This is a genomic window from Bacillus sp. FJAT-53060 (assembly GCF_037104745.1).
GTDB classification, from domain to species: Bacteria; Bacillota; Bacilli; order Bacillales; family Bacillaceae; genus Bacillus; species Bacillus stratosphericus_B.
Map to the genome: position 1 here is coordinate 34,595 of NZ_JBAWSW010000008.1, position 16,891 is coordinate 51,485.

Annotated in this window: 15 protein-coding genes and 2 pseudogenes; 6 read left to right on the top strand and 11 right to left on the bottom strand. The window is 41.3% G+C overall.

What is annotated here, in order from left to right; all coding sequences use genetic code 11:
• Nucleotides 1–111 precede the first annotated feature (111 nt).
• The 3 genes from deoC to WAX46_RS05085 form a co-directional block, all read right to left on the bottom strand.
• Nucleotides 112–783, bottom strand: a complete 672-nt coding sequence (gene deoC, locus WAX46_RS05075) for a deoxyribose-phosphate aldolase (protein ID WP_226567308.1) — start codon at nt 781–783, stop codon at nt 112–114.
• 85 nt (nt 784–868) lie between these two features.
• Nucleotides 869–1,813 (bottom strand): sugar-binding transcriptional regulator, encoded by a 945-nt coding sequence (locus WAX46_RS05080; RefSeq protein ID WP_336493448.1) that lies wholly within the window; start codon nt 1,811–1,813, stop codon nt 869–871.
• A gap of 61 nt (nt 1,814–1,874) precedes the next feature.
• Nucleotides 1,875–2,750: an aldose 1-epimerase family protein gene (locus WAX46_RS05085; RefSeq protein ID WP_336493449.1), complete on the bottom strand. Its 876-nt coding sequence runs from the start codon at nt 2,748–2,750 to the stop codon at nt 1,875–1,877.
• 241 nt (nt 2,751–2,991) lie between these two features.
• Between WAX46_RS05085 and WAX46_RS05090 the strand changes: the two genes are divergently transcribed.
• Nucleotides 2,992–4,812: an acyltransferase family protein gene (locus tag WAX46_RS05090; RefSeq protein WP_226567305.1), complete on the top strand. Its 1,821-nt coding sequence runs from the start codon at nt 2,992–2,994 to the stop codon at nt 4,810–4,812.
• 255 nt (nt 4,813–5,067) lie between these two features.
• Here the strand turns inward: WAX46_RS05090 and yidA are convergent, their stop codons facing one another.
• On the bottom strand, nt 5,068–5,880 hold the full coding sequence (yidA, locus tag WAX46_RS05095; protein ID WP_226567304.1) for a sugar-phosphatase: 813 nt from the start codon (nt 5,878–5,880) through the stop codon (nt 5,068–5,070).
• A 259-nt stretch (nt 5,881–6,139) separates the two neighbouring features.
• Here yidA and WAX46_RS05100 point away from each other — a divergent pair, with 259 nt between their 5' ends.
• From WAX46_RS05100 to WAX46_RS05110, 3 genes are all read left to right on the top strand, one after another.
• Nucleotides 6,140–6,499: a MerR family transcriptional regulator gene (locus tag WAX46_RS05100; RefSeq protein WP_226567303.1), complete on the top strand. Its 360-nt coding sequence runs from the start codon at nt 6,140–6,142 to the stop codon at nt 6,497–6,499.
• 74 nt (nt 6,500–6,573) lie between these two features.
• Entirely contained in the window at nt 6,574–6,816 is a 243-nt protein-coding gene (locus tag WAX46_RS05105) for a hypothetical protein (RefSeq protein WP_226567302.1), read from the top strand.
• A 401-nt stretch (nt 6,817–7,217) separates the two neighbouring features.
• A complete protein-coding gene (locus WAX46_RS05110) occupies nt 7,218–8,555 on the top strand; it encodes an amino acid permease (RefSeq protein ID WP_226567301.1) in 1,338 nt (445 codons plus the stop codon).
• A 15-nt stretch (nt 8,556–8,570) separates the two neighbouring features.
• Here WAX46_RS05110 and WAX46_RS05115 read toward each other — a convergent pair whose 3' ends face one another.
• A complete protein-coding gene (locus WAX46_RS05115) occupies nt 8,571–9,686 on the bottom strand; it encodes a DNA alkylation repair protein (protein ID WP_336493450.1) in 1,116 nt (371 codons plus the stop codon).
• A 3-nt stretch (nt 9,687–9,689) separates the two neighbouring features.
• On the opposite strand from WAX46_RS05115, the pseudogene WAX46_RS05120 reads away from it, so the two are divergent.
• Nucleotides 9,690–10,254 (top strand): annotated as a pseudogene (locus tag WAX46_RS05120) (hypothetical protein); the annotation flags it as partial.
• A 17-nt stretch (nt 10,255–10,271) separates the two neighbouring features.
• Here the strand turns inward: WAX46_RS05120 and WAX46_RS05125 are convergent.
• Nucleotides 10,272–11,171, bottom strand: coding sequence for a LysR family transcriptional regulator (locus WAX46_RS05125; protein WP_226567299.1), 900 nt, complete (start codon nt 11,169–11,171; stop codon nt 10,272–10,274).
• 377 nt (nt 11,172–11,548) lie between these two features.
• Here WAX46_RS05125 and WAX46_RS05130 point away from each other — a divergent pair, with 377 nt between their 5' ends.
• Nucleotides 11,549–12,877 (top strand): CitMHS family transporter, encoded by a 1,329-nt coding sequence (locus WAX46_RS05130; RefSeq protein ID WP_226567298.1) that lies wholly within the window; start codon nt 11,549–11,551, stop codon nt 12,875–12,877.
• A 45-nt stretch (nt 12,878–12,922) separates the two neighbouring features.
• On the opposite strand, the gene WAX46_RS05135 is transcribed toward WAX46_RS05130, so the two are convergent.
• From WAX46_RS05135 to WAX46_RS05155, 5 genes and pseudogenes are all read right to left on the bottom strand, one after another.
• Nucleotides 12,923–13,351 carry a DUF4064 domain-containing protein gene (locus WAX46_RS05135; RefSeq protein WP_336493451.1) on the bottom strand — a complete coding sequence of 143 codons (429 nt, stop codon included), beginning with the start codon at nt 13,349–13,351 and terminating at the stop codon, nt 12,923–12,925.
• A 24-nt stretch (nt 13,352–13,375) separates the two neighbouring features.
• Complete coding sequence (locus WAX46_RS05140; RefSeq protein ID WP_336493452.1) at nt 13,376–14,329, bottom strand: ABC transporter permease subunit; 954 nt, start codon at nt 14,327–14,329, stop codon at nt 13,376–13,378.
• A complete protein-coding gene (locus WAX46_RS05145; protein ID WP_226567295.1) occupies nt 14,326–15,252 on the bottom strand; it encodes an ABC transporter ATP-binding protein in 927 nt (308 codons plus the stop codon). The genes WAX46_RS05140 and WAX46_RS05145 overlap by 4 nt, the downstream gene beginning before the upstream one ends.
• 320 nt (nt 15,253–15,572) lie before the next feature.
• A pseudogene (locus WAX46_RS05150) lies at nt 15,573–15,689 on the bottom strand (PhnA domain-containing protein); the annotation flags it as partial.
• Between the two features lie 62 nt (nt 15,690–15,751).
• Nucleotides 15,752–16,885: a glycerate kinase gene (locus WAX46_RS05155; protein WP_336493453.1), complete on the bottom strand. Its 1,134-nt coding sequence runs from the start codon at nt 16,883–16,885 to the stop codon at nt 15,752–15,754.
• Nucleotides 16,886–16,891 lie beyond the last annotated feature (6 nt).

A 16,891-nucleotide genomic window follows, 5' to 3' on the forward strand; every position in this document is an offset into this window, starting at 1 on the left:
ATTTTCGCAAACAAATGGCGGAAGAAATTCCCAGTAACGAGATCCTTCCGCATATGACTTTTTCATCATTTAATGAGTCACGAATGTTATCCTACCATAGGATGTTATGAATTAATAGTCTTTCGAAGGAGCTGATTGATCTCCTTTGATAATGGAAACGCTTGCACTTGCACCAATGCGGGTAGCGCCTGCAGCTGTCATTGCCTCAACGTCTTCTTTTTTTCTTACGCCGCCTGATGCTTTCACACCAATGTCAGGTCCTACTGTTTTACGCATCAATGCGATGTCCTCAGCCGTTGCACCGCCTGTACTAAATCCAGTCGATGTTTTCACAAAATCAGCGCCAGCTTTCACTGAAAGCTCACAAGCTCGAACTTTCTCTTCTTCTGAGAGTAAACATGTTTCAATGATGACTTTCACAAGTGCCTGACCTTTTGCCGCGTCTACAACTGCCCGAATATCTTGTTCAACCACAACATATTCGCAATCTTTCAGTGCCGCAATGTTGATGACCATGTCTACTTCAGTCGCTCCGTTTTCAATCGCATCCTTTGTTTCGAATGCCTTGACCGCCGTTGTGCTTGCGCCTAAAGGGAAACCGATCACTGTACATACATCAACGCCTGTCCCTGCTAGTTCTTTTGCTGCAAGAGACACCCATGTTGGATTGACACAAACAGATGCAAATTGATAAGTCTTTGCTTCTTCAAGTAACTGCAAAATTGCAGCTTTAGATGTATCTGCTTTTAGTGCTGTATGATCAATGAGCTTTGCTATCGTCATGCATTCACACTTCCTTTTAGTTAAGATACTTTCATCTTAAATGACTATTGAACAATAGTAAACATAGTTATGAAATTTTGTTCATCTAATTTGTGACATTTAAAAGAGTTCTTGCTGTGTGCTGATCAATGATTAATACGTTCGCATATTTTCCTCTTAGTGCCCCATGGATAGAAGCAACCTTTCGATGTCCGCCAGCAACAAGAATGGAGCGTTCTTTTGTTCTTAAATCATCAAGCTCCACACCGATTGTTCGGTTGTTAATGGCTTTACTGCAAATGCGCCCTTCTTGATCATAAAAACGCGAACAGATATCTCCGACGCTGGATGCCTTGAGCAACGCTTTTTCTTCTTCACGGAAATAACCAAGCCTAAACAAAAGTGCCTCATCTCTTACCGTCCCAACAGTAAACACAGCGATATTAGCCTGTTTGCCCATTTCAATGATGCGCTGAATATGTCTGTCCTGTTCGACCATCTCTTTAACGGCTGCACTATCAAACACAACAGGCAGCGGCAAATAGCGGGGGGCTGTTTGAAAAGCCTCAGCAAACAGCTGGATGGTTTCCGCAGAATATGTATTCACATGTGAATGGCTGATCCCGCCTTTTAGCTGGACCACCTCTACACCTTTTACCTGTTTAGGTTGCATCTTTTGTGCAATTTGATACATCGTAGTTCCCCAGCTCACCCCAACGACATCACCGTCTTTCAGCGTTTTTTGCAGGTAATCTGCACCAAATCGGCTCAGGTAATCGGTGATGGTCGGATAGTCGTCCATTGGCGAAAACACCACATGAGCTTCGAGCAGGTCGTACTTTTCCTTGAGCAATGAGGACAGCTCATTTAAATCCTCAAATGGGTCCATCACCGTAATTTGGACGTACCCTTTCTCCTTCGCATATTGAAGTAGACGAGACACAGTCGGTCTCGACAGGTCGAGCTGTTTGGCGATTTCCTGCTGGCTGTAATCAGATAAGTAATAAAGCCTTGCCGCTTCAATACTTAATTGCTGTTTCTCCCGATCCATTCGTACGCCTCCTTTTTTTCTTCTATCATAACAGATTGTTCACCTTATCATGCACAAATGTTCATTTGAAGAAAATGGTGTAGGCTGCTTGAAAGTTCTCATCCTTTTCTAAGGTTTGAATACCGAATTTGTCCTTATACTGCTTATTCGTCCCTTCCATATCTGCGATTCCATACCAAGGCTCAATACAAACAAAAGGAGCCATCGTTCCCTTTTTTGGATCATAAGGAGACCAAATGCCCACGAATGGAAAACCACTGAGGTCAACCTCAACACCCTGACCTTTTGGGGATGATAATGACACTCGATTGATATGACTAAAGATCATCGCATCGTGCTGAAAGAGCTCTGACTGTAGCTGAATCGGCTCAAGCTGAACGTCTTTCTCCTTCTCCCTCACAAGTGAATCCCGCAGTTCATATTGTACAGGTTTATGCTCAGTGGAAGGTATCAGTGTCAGCAAATAATCGGTTGTTTGCTCCCCTTCGACAAGCGGGACATTGAATGCTGGGTGTCCGCCAATGGAGAAATACATCGTGTCTTCCCCGTCATGTTCAATTTCCCAGGCAATCGTCAGTCCATTTTGCGACAGTTCATAACGAATGCGGGCTGTAAACTCATAGGGATATTGCGCAAGGTGGAGGCCATTTGATTGATATTGAAAAGTCACCTTACCTTTCGCTTCTTCATATAGTTCAAAATCGACATCACGAAGAAATCCATGCTGCGTGAGCTCATAGGTTTGATCCCCAATCTTGTATTGATCATCTTTTAATCTGCCAACAATCGGAAATAAGACAGGCGACACCCTGCCCCAATAAGCGGGATCACCATACCACATATAATGATGTCCGCTTTCCTTGTGAAGCACCTCTCTGACCTCAGCGCCTCTCTCATTGATTTGAACCAATAACTGATCATTTTCAATCGTTCTCATTCAACATAACCCCTTTCCTTCTTATTTTATTATGACAGGGATTTTTGATTTGAGTATAAAGATAAGACAATCCCTTTAGCTTATCAATTTTTTTCTTCATATAAAAAATTTAAAAAAACCCAGAAATTCGCCAACAAAATGTGATGCCGGTTCGTCTACTCTTATATAAAATAAAAGAATCGTTGTTCTTTTGGAGTGCAACAAAAAAGAGGCGTTTAACATTGATGGGGGATTCATTTTCATGAACAGCAAGGAAAACCGTTTACGTTACATATTAGGATTAGATGGGCTAAGAGCTGTTGCCGTAATGGCAGTCATTGCTTATCACTTACATATTGGATCCGCAAGCGGCGGGTTTCTTGGCGTTGATTTGTTTTTTGTGATTTCCGGTTACTTGATTACGACGATCTTGTTACATCAGCAAGCTTTGGGCTATCAAGAGCTGTTGACATTTTGGATGGGCCGCATTAGAAGGCTTCTTCCGGCTGCCTATGTCATGATTTTTTTAACCGTCAGCTGGTGTGCCATTGCTGGTTCAAATGCATTATTGTCCATAAGGGGCGATGCTTTATCGTCCTTTTTTTATGTGAGTAACTGGTGGTACATTTTCCATCAGCTGTCTTACTTTGATAGCTTCAATGCTGTATCTCCACTGAAGAATCTGTGGTCTTTGGCGATTGAAGAGCAATTTTATATGATCTGGCCGGTGCTGTTGATTGCTGGACTGAAATGGATCAAAAATAGATCCCACCTTTTCATGATCACCTTTGTTCTTGCACTGGTCTCCGCCTTATGGATGGCGATTCTCTATTCTCCTGATACTGATCAAAGCAGGGTTTATTATGGAACAGATACACGCGCATTTGCGCTACTGATTGGGTGCAGTCTTGCATTTGTATGGCCGATGCAAAGACTTTCAAGCAGAAAATTACTTCCTGTCGGCAGACGTATGTTACATATAACGGGATTTGGTTCACTGGCGATTTTCCTCTTATGTGTTTATGCAGTGGACGAATTTGACAGCTTTCTCTACCAGGGCGGTATGCTTTTATTCTGTCTCAATGCAGCCATCTTAATTGCGTGCGTATGCCACCCTGCAAGTCTCGTGGGGAAATGGCTGTCCTTTAAACCACTCGTCTTGCTTGGAAAGCGGTCTTACGGTATCTACTTATGGCATTACCCAATCATCGTATTGACCACACCTGTCATTGAGATTGGCCAGCCTTCCATGTGGCGTGTCACTTTGCAGCTCATAGCGATTCTACTAATAGCAGAGGCTTCCTACCGCTTGATCGAACAGCCGATTCGCCAGCTTGGGTTTAGACAATATTTTACCTCTTGGTCTATTTGGAAAAAGGGGATCAAACAATGGTCTGTGTCCAATAAAGTGTTCCTTGGGATCGGCGCAGCTCTCTTGATTTTATTTACGATTGGCATGTCTAGCTCGTCTCATACATCTCCACATGCGAAAGAAGTGACACACATTAAGACTGCGCCAAAAAAAGCAGTAGACCCTCCTGAATCAAAAGCGAAGAAAAAGAATGATAAACACGAGAAAAAAGCAGCAGATCACAAACAATTTCACCAAGTTCTTGCCATTGGCGATTCCGTCATGTTAGACATTGCCCCGAATCTTGAAAAGGTATATGAACAAATCACCATTGATGCAAAGGTTGGTAGACAAATGAAGGAAGCCATCAGCATCGCCCCTCAATACGCTTCATTTAATCAAACAGATGCAGCTGTAATTATTGAGCTTGGCACAAATGGTTATTTCACTGAGGGCACATTGACATCATTCATTCAGCATTTTTCAAAAGCACACATTTTCCTTGTGAACACGAAAATTCCGAGGGCTTGGGAAAATGACGTCAACGCAGTGATCCGGCGGGTATCGAATCAACATCGCAACGTCACGTTGGTCGATTGGCATTCAGCCGCTACAGGACAGTCATCCTATTTTCAGCCAGATGGCGTCCATCTTTCAACAAAAGGATCTGACACCTTGACAAAACTCATTACAGCAAGTGTCAAGAAAAAAGGAGATGTGTCATCCCCATAAAGAAGACTAGTATGATGCTAGTCTTCTTGTATGTGTTCAAAACGGTAGCTCTAATCACTAATCCCCGTTCTTCCTTTGTTTTTTAATCCACCAAAGCGAAATCACCGTTCGCAGGGACTGACCCCCTAAGATGAGACAAATAAAAAACACCTTCAAGTTTGAAAACGGACCGTTGTGATCCGAAATAAAACATGGAGGTGTTTTGATCCCTGTCTCAAAAACGGGGGTCAGTCCCCTGGTAGACTGCTCTTTTCTTTATTTTCCTAAGACAAGCTCATGTAGCACATGTGCGACTCCGGCTTCATTATTGGATTTTGTCACAACATCCGCTACTGCTTTGGCACCATCAATGGCATTTCCCATGGCGACGCCACAGCCTGCAAACTCTAGCATCGACACGTCGTTCCCGTTGTCGCCAATGGCCATGACTTCTTCACGAGCAATCCCCATCTCCTTAGCTAGAAGCTTCACGGCATTTCCTTTGCTCACATCAGGATGCATGATCTCAAGGAAGAAATCCGTGCTTTTCACCAACATATACTTGTCCTTCACTTCAGGTGGGATGGCTTGTATCGTCTTTTCCAACCGTTCTGGCTGATCAATATACATCATCTTCGGAAGTTTCATTGATTGATCTGCCTCTTCAACAGGTAAATACTTAAGTGGTAATTTTGTTAAGTAGGATTCAAGCACTGTGTACTCACTAATATTGCGATTTGGTGTATACAAATGAGTTGAATCGAAATAATGCATAGGTGTATTCAACTGACGACTCAATTCATATAAAGAAGTCAAATCATCATAGGATAAAGTCAGTTCTGACACCACTTCTTTTGTATGGCTATTTTGCACAAGTGCTCCATTGTAGGCAATCACATAATCTCCCTCTTGATCGAGCTGAAGCTCTGTTAAATAGCGGTTCACCCCGCCAATTGGTCGGCCCGTGCATAAAACAATTTTAATTCCTTCTGCCTTCGCCTGTTGAATGGCTTCAAACACTTCATCCAGCATCATATGTTGATCATTTAATAACGTACCATCCATATCAATTGCGACTAATTTATACATTCGCTGCTCCCCTTTTCTCAGCAAACACGTGCTGTCACTATTTTGAGCAATCATCTACATGATCATATATGATTCATCGTACTATTTACCTACTTTAGCCTATCGTTTTTTTCTCTTTCTGTCCATCCTACTCTATATAACGTATTCTATTAATCCTGCTTTGAGGAGAGCTTACCTCCCTTTTCAAAATTACCGTAGAATATTTTGAAACTAGCAGTTCTAATTGTATGATAAATAGCAAAGAAAGGAGGTGCAGGTAATGATTACGTTTACGAGAGGGAAATTATCAAAAATGTCTGGTGTTCATATCGAAACCATTCGTTTTTACGAAAATGAGGGTGTGCTCCCCGAGCCAAAAAGAGCACATAACGGCTATCGTTTATATGATAAAAAATATGTGCTTATGCTCTCCTTCATCACCGAAGCGAGAAAGCTAGATTTCTCACTCAAAGAAATTCGTAAAATTATGTCGTCACTATTCGAGAATCAGTCAAAAACAGAAGCTGAACAGCTGCTCAAACAAAAAGTAGAAGATATTCAAAAATCCATTCATGAGTTAAAAAAGAGGAAGGCTGCCATTCAATTGTTAACGAAACAAATATTAGCCAACATCAGCTAATTGCAAAGGCAACCAAAGATGTGCCGGTGTTCTTTACTGGTACCCTCTGCACCCAGATACGAGATACACGTTCTATGAAAACATCAGGTATACTAAGAGACGAAGTGTTGCTACATGTTGATGATCAAATGATCCCACTCAATGCACAAATAAATCGGAACGCCCTGTTTTATGAAGCAGAAGCTTTCCAACACATCATTGAAATAGAAAATCATGAACAGTGTTATGAATGGCTTGATGAAAGTCTCTCTATCATGAAAGTCCTTGAAGCCGCAAGAAAAGATATCGGCATTGTTTTCCCAGCAGATCATGCTTAATCAAAAAACCGCCTTCTGATGAAAAGGGGGTTTTTGACATTAAATACTCTTTGAGTACGTCACAAGACGCTGAGACATTTGATTCAAATCATCGACCGAGGCATTCACTTGCTCTGTTATTTTAAAGTTATAAATAATGTTTTTAGGACTTTAGTAATAAAAATGATAGATCAACAAAAACAGACCATTGTTTATGTCATCAATATGGCAAATGTTCTGTTTTCCTCTTGAAGTTTAATAAAAGCTTTTAATGATAGGTGACGGAAGGAATTTATGGGTATAAGTGTATAAATTGATAGAATCAACCGTCTATTTTGTCTGAAAAATCTCTTTTTTTATATTGACACTGACGTCTTGAAAAAAGAAAATGGAACTTAAGCATGTTAAAAAAGGAGAACGTCATGAGCGCAAATCAAGAACAACACGAATTAAAAAAGCTTTTATCACCGCGTCACATTCGCATGATTGCGATGGGCGGGGTCATTGGTACAGGAATCTTTAAAGGAAGTGCCGATACAATCGGTTTAGCAGGTCCTGGGGTTATCTTTTCCTATGTATTTGCTGGATTACTACTTCTCATTGTCATGGCAGCCTTAGCTGAAATGGCCATTGTCTATCCGGGGAATAATCTTCGTGATCTTATACAGATTGCGCTTGGTCAACGTTTTTCATTTGTTGTCGGCTGGGTTTACTGTTTTATGTGGCTCACTGTATGTGTCATCGAGATCATTGCAGCAGGCAGTTTGCTTCAATATTGGTTGCCCCATGTGCCGTTATGGTCACTATGTTTACTTTGCTCACTCTTAGTCATCGGAATTAACTTAAATAATGTAAAATACTTTGGTGAAATTGAGTTTTGGTTTGCTGGAATGAAGATTTTCGTTATTATTGTTTTTATTATTCTCGGTGCAGCATTATTATTTGGGATCATTCCAAACGAACAAAGCACACCTGCTCTCACCAACTATCAAAACTTCATTCCGAACGGATGGGGCGCTATCTTTGCATCATTATTAGTTGTGATTTTCTCTTATGGAGGCTCTGAATTGATCGGGCTGACCATTACAGAAACAAAGAATGCGGAGAAGGTATTACCTGGTGTTGTCAAAAGCATGATGTGGCGCATTATCTTATTTTACACATTGCCGGTTTTGATTATCTGCGGACTGATTCCTTGGAATCAAATCGATCCAAATAACAGTCCTTTTGTTCAAGTCTTCTCAGCTGCAGGTATGCAAGGCGCCTCTCACTTCATTAATTTTGTATTGATTACAGCCGTTCTATCTGCGGCCAATTCCGGCATTTATGGAACGACGAGGATGATTCATTCTTTATCAAAAGCAGACGGCGGCCCGAAAAAGCTGGCACAGGTCAATAAAAGAGGCGTGCCTATTTTGAGTTTATGGGTGACCGTTCTGTTTCTTTTAATTGGAACATTCTTTGCTTATTTATATCCAGAACAGATTTTCAGTTATATGCTGGCTATTCCTGGTTTCGCCGTTTCTCTTATTTGGATCAGCATTTGTCTGGCACATTTGAAACTGCGGCCATCATATCCACAGGAGCCGTATTTCAAGGTTTGGTTGTTTCCTTATTTAACTTTATTTGCAGGTCTAGTACTAAGTGTAAGTTTTGTTTTGTTCCTATTCAGGCAAGAAAACTTGCCAAGCTCGATTATTAGTATCGGTTTCTTAATTGCGGCCATCATTGCTTCATTCTTGATGAAAAAGAAGGCGTAAATGCCAAAACCCGTCTCAATGGCGGGTTTTTTCGTTAGCTGCTCCAACTTCAAAGTCAACTGACGCTTTTGGGATGCCGTTGACGATGATCGTTAATGTATGAGTTCCTTTATAGTGTTTTCTTGTCGTCATATTTTGAAACGACTGTGACCTGACAAATTCTCTATGTAACGCTGAGTCTGTTTCAAATTCTGTGATTTTAAATACCTTCTGATTGCGGGTACCCCTAGCTTTGACGTAATCAATGGCATACTCCACACGCAGTTTTAGTGGCTTGTCAGCCTGAAGAATGAAATGAAAGGTCATTTTCTCTCCAATACAAATAGAATCTATCGCTACCTTCAAATCTATTACTTGAATGGACGGATCGTCTCCATAGCCAAACAAAGCCATGATATCTGGATCACCTTTTTTGAGTAATGTACGGGATGCATGTTTGACAATCCAGTTCGTATGCTTATTGGTTCCATACCAGTTTTTGACCGTTTGCTTCATCAGATCAGGCTGAATCGTAGATAGATCATTTAAATGATTGGCTACACTTTTTTGTACATACTTGGCCGAATCGGACTTCAAGTTTTCCAAAATAGGCAGCGTGACCGAAGGATCCTTTTTAAGCGAAGGAACTGATAATCCCCATGGTAAACGTGGTCTGCACCCTTCACTTGCCAGCCGGCGGATATGGCTATTTTGATCCTGTGACCACACCAGCATCTGTGCCAGCATTTTGTCTTGATGTTGAATCAGAAAAGGCCGAACGGCAAATTCAGAAGTGGAAAAAGGCGTAAAGAAGGCAAGCGCCTTGATCGAGATATCCCAATGTTTAAGACCATACATCTCTACGTAGTCTGGAAATACGAGTGCACTAAGCCCTGTAAAATGTGGTGCTACCTGACACAGTACATCAATTGCCTGCTCGTAATCCTCTGGCAAACAGGCATGCATCGACTCAGTGATTCTTCTCATCCGTTCTTTTAGCTCAAGCTGCGGCCAATCCTCTTGTAACACGAGCCGCTGAAATTCACCAGCATTAAATAAAGTCGACTCTTGTGCAAGTTTCTCTGCTAACTCTTGAATAAATAATTGTTGATATACATGTTTTAATGGTTCGATCGTGTCCACCTCCCACATCTCATGCTCGGGTATGCACTGACGAATGCCCGGACAGGAAAAGCCACTTATTTTACCGGAAATCTTCAAGAATCCTACATGGATTCCCAGGGCGCTTTGCAAATTATTGAGAAATGATTCATCGAGAAGAAATGGAAAGGGCGCATGCCGATTCTCTACAATTTCTATGGAAAAGCAAGCTGGCTCACACCTGTTTTCGATTCAAACGGATTCCTGCAGAACTACTTTATTGTCTCTGCGGCTAACCCTGAAATCGCTGCTTACGCTTCAACATTATACGAAGCACTGAGAGCCTATAAAACAGCCTTCAAAAGGGCGACGGCACAGTCAACAGCTCATCTAAGCAAGAAAAGAAAAAAACGACTGGCAAGGTCAAACGAGTGTTCAAGGAAAAGACAGGTGATTATACAACCGTCACATTCCTACTAGACGATGGGAAAAACTACACCATGTCATCTGAAAAAGAGCCCCTTGTCATTTATTTAAAAGAAGGGAATCAGTGACGATGAAATACTCCGATACAGGTAAAATGTTCTTTCCAGTCGATGAAATTAAAATAAAAGGATGATAAGAAAGACGTTTCTCCTACTTTGGAGAAGCGTCTTTTCTCTCTTTCCTTAACAATTCAACGAGCAATTCCTTATTTTTATTTCCACCTGTCATCGGCGATTCGACATAAGAGAATTTTCGTTTAAAGTCCATTCCTCTCACAGAAATGACAGCCAACTCACCGCCAATACTGCCTCGCTGGAGGACGTATTTGGATAAAACAGATAGCCCCATCCCGTGGATGACAGCTTCTTTAATGGCTTGGTTGCTGCTAAATGTCACAAAGGTTCGCGCCTTCAGTCCATTTGATTTCAGCACATGCTGCAAGTATTCTCCGGTACCTGACCCTTCTTCTCTCGTGATCCATGTTTCGTTTTGCAATTGATCAATTGTGACATCCTTTTTCTTAGCAAACGGATGATCTAATGGAGCAACGATGTAGAGCTCATCCTCTAAAAAGGTTTCCACAGAAAGTTCTTTGTCATTGGTCTGTCCTTCAATGAGACCGATATCGACATGGAACAAACGGACATGTCTGGCAATCGCCTCGGTATTATCAATGACCACCTCAATATCGACATGTGGATAGAGCTGATGGAACTCTGTTAAGATTTGCGGCAGCACGTACTCCCCAATGGTGAAACTTGCCCCAATCGTCAGTTTCCCTCTTGCCAGATGATGATGCTCATAAATATCCTGCTTCGCCTGTTCATATAAATGAATGATTTGCTTTGAACGATGGTACAACATATCCCCAGTTGGTGTCACAGTTAATTGCTTCGGCGAACGATTGAGCAGAACCGTCTGAAATTCCTGCTCCAAGTTCTTGATATGAAGACTGACACTCGGCTGAGAAATTCGCAGCTTCTGGGCTGCTTTTGTAAAGTTTTTCTCCTCTACGACTGTCACGAATGTCTTCAATGCATCGTAATACATCTGCCCCTCTCCTATCAGCAGTCTTAATCCAACACCTTCTTTACATATATCTTACTAATTCATTGCCACTCCGTAAAGGACTACCTTGGCAGCAAAAATAAAGAACATTGCCGAAAAAGCTGGATTATCGATTGCGTCAAGGGATGCCAAAGCAATTGTAGATATACGATTGAATGGTTATTTTTTATCTAAATTTTTTGACATGTTTGATCCCGCACCATGATTGGTTTTGAAATCCTTTTTTACAATTGCATAGGTATGAAAGCGGTTGCATAATACTTGTATTTTTGGTAACCTTTTTTCAATGCAGATATGGGACTGCATTGGTATACAAAGAGTAAACAAGTGTAAACGGTTTATTGTAGGGGGAGGGACTTATGTTAACGTTTTTTGGGTTGTTGATTATTTTAACGATTGTTGTTTTGCTGATTTGGGGGAAAGCAAGTCCAATTGTCGCCATGGTCATGGTACCTTTAGTTGGGGCAATCATAGCAGGATTTGGTATCAATGATATTCAAACTTTCTTTGAAGAAGGGATTATCAAAGTATTACCAGTGGCGACCATGTTTATCTTCGCCATTTTATTTTTTGGTATTTTACAAGATACAGGGTTCTTTGAACCTGTCATAAAAGCTTTAATCAAATTGACAAAGGGAAATGTTGTCACGGTTGCGATGGGGACAGCTCTAATTGGCGTTTTCGCACATTTAGATGGAGCAGGAGCCACCACCTTTTTATTAACTGTGCCTGCACTGCTTCCACTTTATAAAAAATTACATATGAGTCCTTACTTACTGCTGTTATTAATCGGAACTAGTGCCGGATTAACGAATATGGTGCCATGGGCTGGACCGACTGGACGGGCAGCAAGTGTCTTGAATATGGATCCATCAGAGCTATGGGTACCGCTCATCCCTATTCAGCTCATCGGAGTCGTTCTCGTGTTGGGGATGGCGTTCATCTTAGGGAAACGAGAAGAAAAACGGATTAGGGTGAAAATTGCTTCAAAAGAAATTGCCGCCGTTCAACTAGAAGGCGCTGATTGGGACCGGGCTATTCAATCTATTAGTGAAACAGGTGACGCCTCTTTAAAACGTTATCACCTCATCTGGGTGAATTTCATCCTGTTTTTGGCTGTTGTTGTCCTTCTTGTGCTGAGTGTGATTCCAGCCAGTTATATGTTTATGATTGGACTTTCTCTTGCGCTGTTGATTAACTATCCGAATGTGAATGTACAAATGGAAAGAATCAAGGCTCATGCACCGAGTGCGCTGATGATGGCTGCTGTCATCTTCTCCGCAGGTTCATTTCTAGGAATTCTCGAAGGAACGGGAATGCTCAAAGCAATAGCTGTTGACAGCGTTCAAATTCTACCTGCTTTCTTGCTTCCATTTTTACACATCATTGTGGGGATGTTTGGGGTACCACTTGATATGCTGACAAGTACAGACGCCTATTATTATGCACTTCTGCCAATTGTCGAATCGATTACATCTGAGGTTGGCGTGTCTGGCTCATCAGCGGCATATGCAATGATGATTGGAAATATCATCGGAACCTTTGTCAGTCCACTCGCCCCTGCTGTTTGGCTTGCTGTAGGCCTTGCAGGTGTGGATATGGGGAAACATATCCGCTATTCCTTCTTTTGGATGTGGGGATTCAGTATCATTTTACTGATCGTCGCCAAGCTAATTGGCATCATTTAAAAAAAGAAAGACATGCGCATATGGACGCATGTCTTTTTCTTTTATTTAAGAAGGATATTCACTCGTGTGCACTTCAGTTTTCGGCTTTTTAATAAGTGACATCAATCCAATGATAAGCAACAAGATCATCGGAACGAAGGCAAGACCAACAGTTCCAATTAAAAGAGTGATCGCAGAAACCAAGAAGAGAATACCAGAAAGCACGGCGCGGCGGTCTGTTTTCAACATAATCACACCAACAATGGTTAACAAAGCCCCAATGGCAGAAACCACCATGAATTGAATACCAAATGCATGAACCGAAGCCTGAAGTGTTTCGATTGGCAATGTTTCGCCTTCCTCTTGTAACACTTCATTGAATTGATCAAAAAACGATTGATCCATAGAGAGCATCAATGCCCCAAAACCAACACCAATGACATTGAGGACAATGCTAATAATCCCCATTACTTTTTCACCTTTACGTTTTATCATGTGTAAACCTCCTAAAAAATTAGATTAACTGCCTGTTTTCACTTCTCGCTTTTGGAAGACAATTAAGGCAATAGCCAAGAAAATAGCCCAATAGATGACTAGGACGGTTAATGAGAATCCTAGAGACATGCCTTCGATAAAAGTAGGTGTGTCCGCGAAATATTGTGCAGGGTCGTTGGCAAACAATAAGTATTTCGCCCAATCAAAGAAGAACATCAAAATGCTTGTGATGGATGCTCCCACAATATAAGCTAACACACTAATTGCAATAGAAATGGCCTCACTTCTAAATACCGTTGAGATTGCAAAAGAAAGTGTCCCTAGTACAACGAACATGGAACAATGTGCCAAATAATAAAAAACCATATTCGCAAACTGAGATCGTTCAATGACTTCACCATTTTGGTAAGACAAATACACATAATCATGGTTTAGTCCAAAGAATATCGCACCTAAGATGAATGATAAGATAAATAGGACTGCGATAAGGAATAGAGAGTAAAGTTGAACGGTAAAGTATTTAGATAAAAGAACCTTCAACCTTGATGGTGGTCGAATCAATAATAATTTAATTGTACCATGCTTATATTCAGCCGAGACAATCGTGGCTGCAATAATAATCACAAATACACCAACGAGCTGAAGCAAATCAGCATTTATCTTCACATAAGTCCATGCATTTTTACCGAATTGATCGGCTGGAGGCAAATCATGTTTGATACGATACTCATTGATCGCAATATCCTTTTCAAGGGATCTCTTATAAAATCCTAAATCATTCTCTTTCAATTCTTGCTTCTTTTCTTTATTGATCATTTGCAGCTCGGCTTTCCAATCACTTATCGATTGATCATCGTCATTTGTTTTAACTGCAAAGATAAGCGTGGCAATCATGCCTAAAACAAGAAGTCCAACCATAATCCACGTACCGACACGATAACTGATCTTCATCCACTCGTTTTGAATGAGGCGAATCATACGTCTGCCTCCTTTTTACCAGTTAAGCTTAAAAACTTATCTTCTAGTGTCTGTTTTTCTATTTTGATTTCGTACAAATGAATAGAAGCCTCGCTCAAATGACAAATCAATTGCGGCATTTTCTCTTCTGGCATGGAGAAGAATAAGTAATGCTCCTCTTTCCTTACAGTGATGCCTTCCTCGAATGCACCAATGAGCTTCTGCGCTTCTTCAAGCTCATTTGATGCGATCTTCATTCGATAATTGACCAAATCAGCCTGCTTCGTCTCCGCACGCTGATCCTCAATCGCAATCAGCTTTCCTGTTTTGATAATGGCAAAACGATCACACATCAATTCCATTTCTGACATGAGGTGACTTGAGACGATGACAGCCAGCCCTTCTTGCTTTGCCAACCTTCTCAAGTAATTTCGTATCATCCGAATTCCCTCTGGATCAAGCCCATTGGTCGGCTCATCTAAGATCAGCAGTTTCGGTTTATGTATCAGTGCCTGTGCAATGCCCAAACGTTGCTTCATTCCTAGTGAAAACGTACGGACACGCTTATGTTTTACATGCTGCAAACTGACTAGCTCTAGCAGCTCATCAATTCGACCTTCATCCACTTTTCCATTCATTCTGGCAAAATGGACAAGATTTTGCCTTGCAGTTAAATGATTATACATTTCCGGATTTTCAATAATCGCACCGACATCTTGAATGGCATGCTGATATGAGGTTTGAATACTATGACCATTAATCAGAATGTCACCAGAGGTAATTGGAGAAAGACCGACCATCATACGAATGGTGGTTGTTTTCCCTGCGCCATTCGGTCCTAAGAAGCCAAAGACTTCGCCCGCTTGGACAGAAAAACTCAAGTCTTGAACAATCTTTTTCCCGCGAATATGCCTAGATACATTATTCAGTTCTAAAACGTTCAACGTTACCTCTCCTTCTTTTTCTAAGTATCATCTATTTCCAGATAAACCCCATGATCCGTCAAAAATAGAAGAACACTTCCATATGGTACAGCAATGGCCGAAAGTTGTGAAGAGGATTAGGAAAAATTTAGAGAATCATCTGCCTTTTTTAAGGTAGGGTTAAGAAAACAGCGGATTTTTATGTGAAAAGAAGCTTGATTTTTTCTGAAACGAACCTTTTTCAACAAGTCTATATGTATGGAATTCTTTTTATGATTATTTCTTTCACCTATAAATATTGAAATGAATAAAGAGGCTATTATCGACAGCCTCTTCATTCATTATATCTTTTTCACAAACTCTGAATTTAACTTCATATTCGCAAAGCTAGGAATTTTACAATCAATGGTATAATCGCCCTCAACTAAACGACTGCCTTTCACCTTCGTCCCAATTTTATTTTACCACATTTCTATAGAAATGAACGAGATAGAAAAGGAAAATTTTAAATCATTTACTTTTATATTCCAAATTTCATTACAGCTGCAATATTCCTCGCAGTTCTCTCTACATGAACACCCGCATCTTGCATCGCTTCAGAAAGAGAGGTGACACCTGGAACAATACTAAACAGCGCATCAATTCCATGGTCATGTACAATTGCACTGTCTTTTGATAGTGAGCCTGCGATGCCAATCACAGGAAGATCATACTGTTTTGCTGCTTTGGCTACACCGATAGGCGTTTTCCCATAGATAGTCTGCCGATCAATTCGGCCTTCCCCAGTTATGACAAGGTCTGCGTCCTTCATGACATCATCAAAATGAACAGCCTTGAGCACAATATCTATTCCCTGTTGCAGATCAGCCTGTAAAAAACCTAATAAACTAGCACCAAGTCCTCCTGCTGCTCCTGCACCTGCTGCATCACAAAAGGATACTTTTAGCTGCTTTTCTGCCACAAGTGCAAAATGAGATAGGTTTCTGTCTAAAAGCTGAACCATTTCATCATCTGCTCCCTTTTGAGGACCAAATACGGCTGATGCCCCTCTCTCACCCGTTAAAGGATTATCCACATCACAAGCCACCTCTAGCCTGACAGCTTGAAGTCTAGGATCGAGTCCAGATAGATCAATAAAAGCTAATTGATTCAGTGGTCCACCGCCCTGCATGAGGTCTTGTCCTGCTTTATCGAGAAAAGCTGCACCTAAGCCTTGCATCATCCCAACGCCGCCATCATTCGTTGCACTTCCGCCAAGCCCAATGATTAAATGATTCGCTCCTTTATCCAGTGCGGCCAGCATTAATTCTCCCGTTCCTCTAGACGTTGTGAATAAAGGATTCCTTTTTTCTGGCGGGACAAGGTGTAATCCTGATGCTGCGGCCATCTCTATGACAGCGGTCTGACCATCCCCCAGCATGCCAAAAAAGGCATCCACCGGCTCACCAAGAGGTCCTGTTACCACTTGATTGACAATGTGTCCACCTGTCGCATCAACCAGTGATTGAACCGTACCCTCTCCCCCATCTGCCATTGGAAGTTTAATATACTCTGCGTTTGGCAAAATAGAACGAAACCCTCGCTCAATGGCACATGCCGTCTCATAAGCAGATAAACTTTCTTTAAATGAATCTGGTGCAATCACAATTTTCATCCAAAA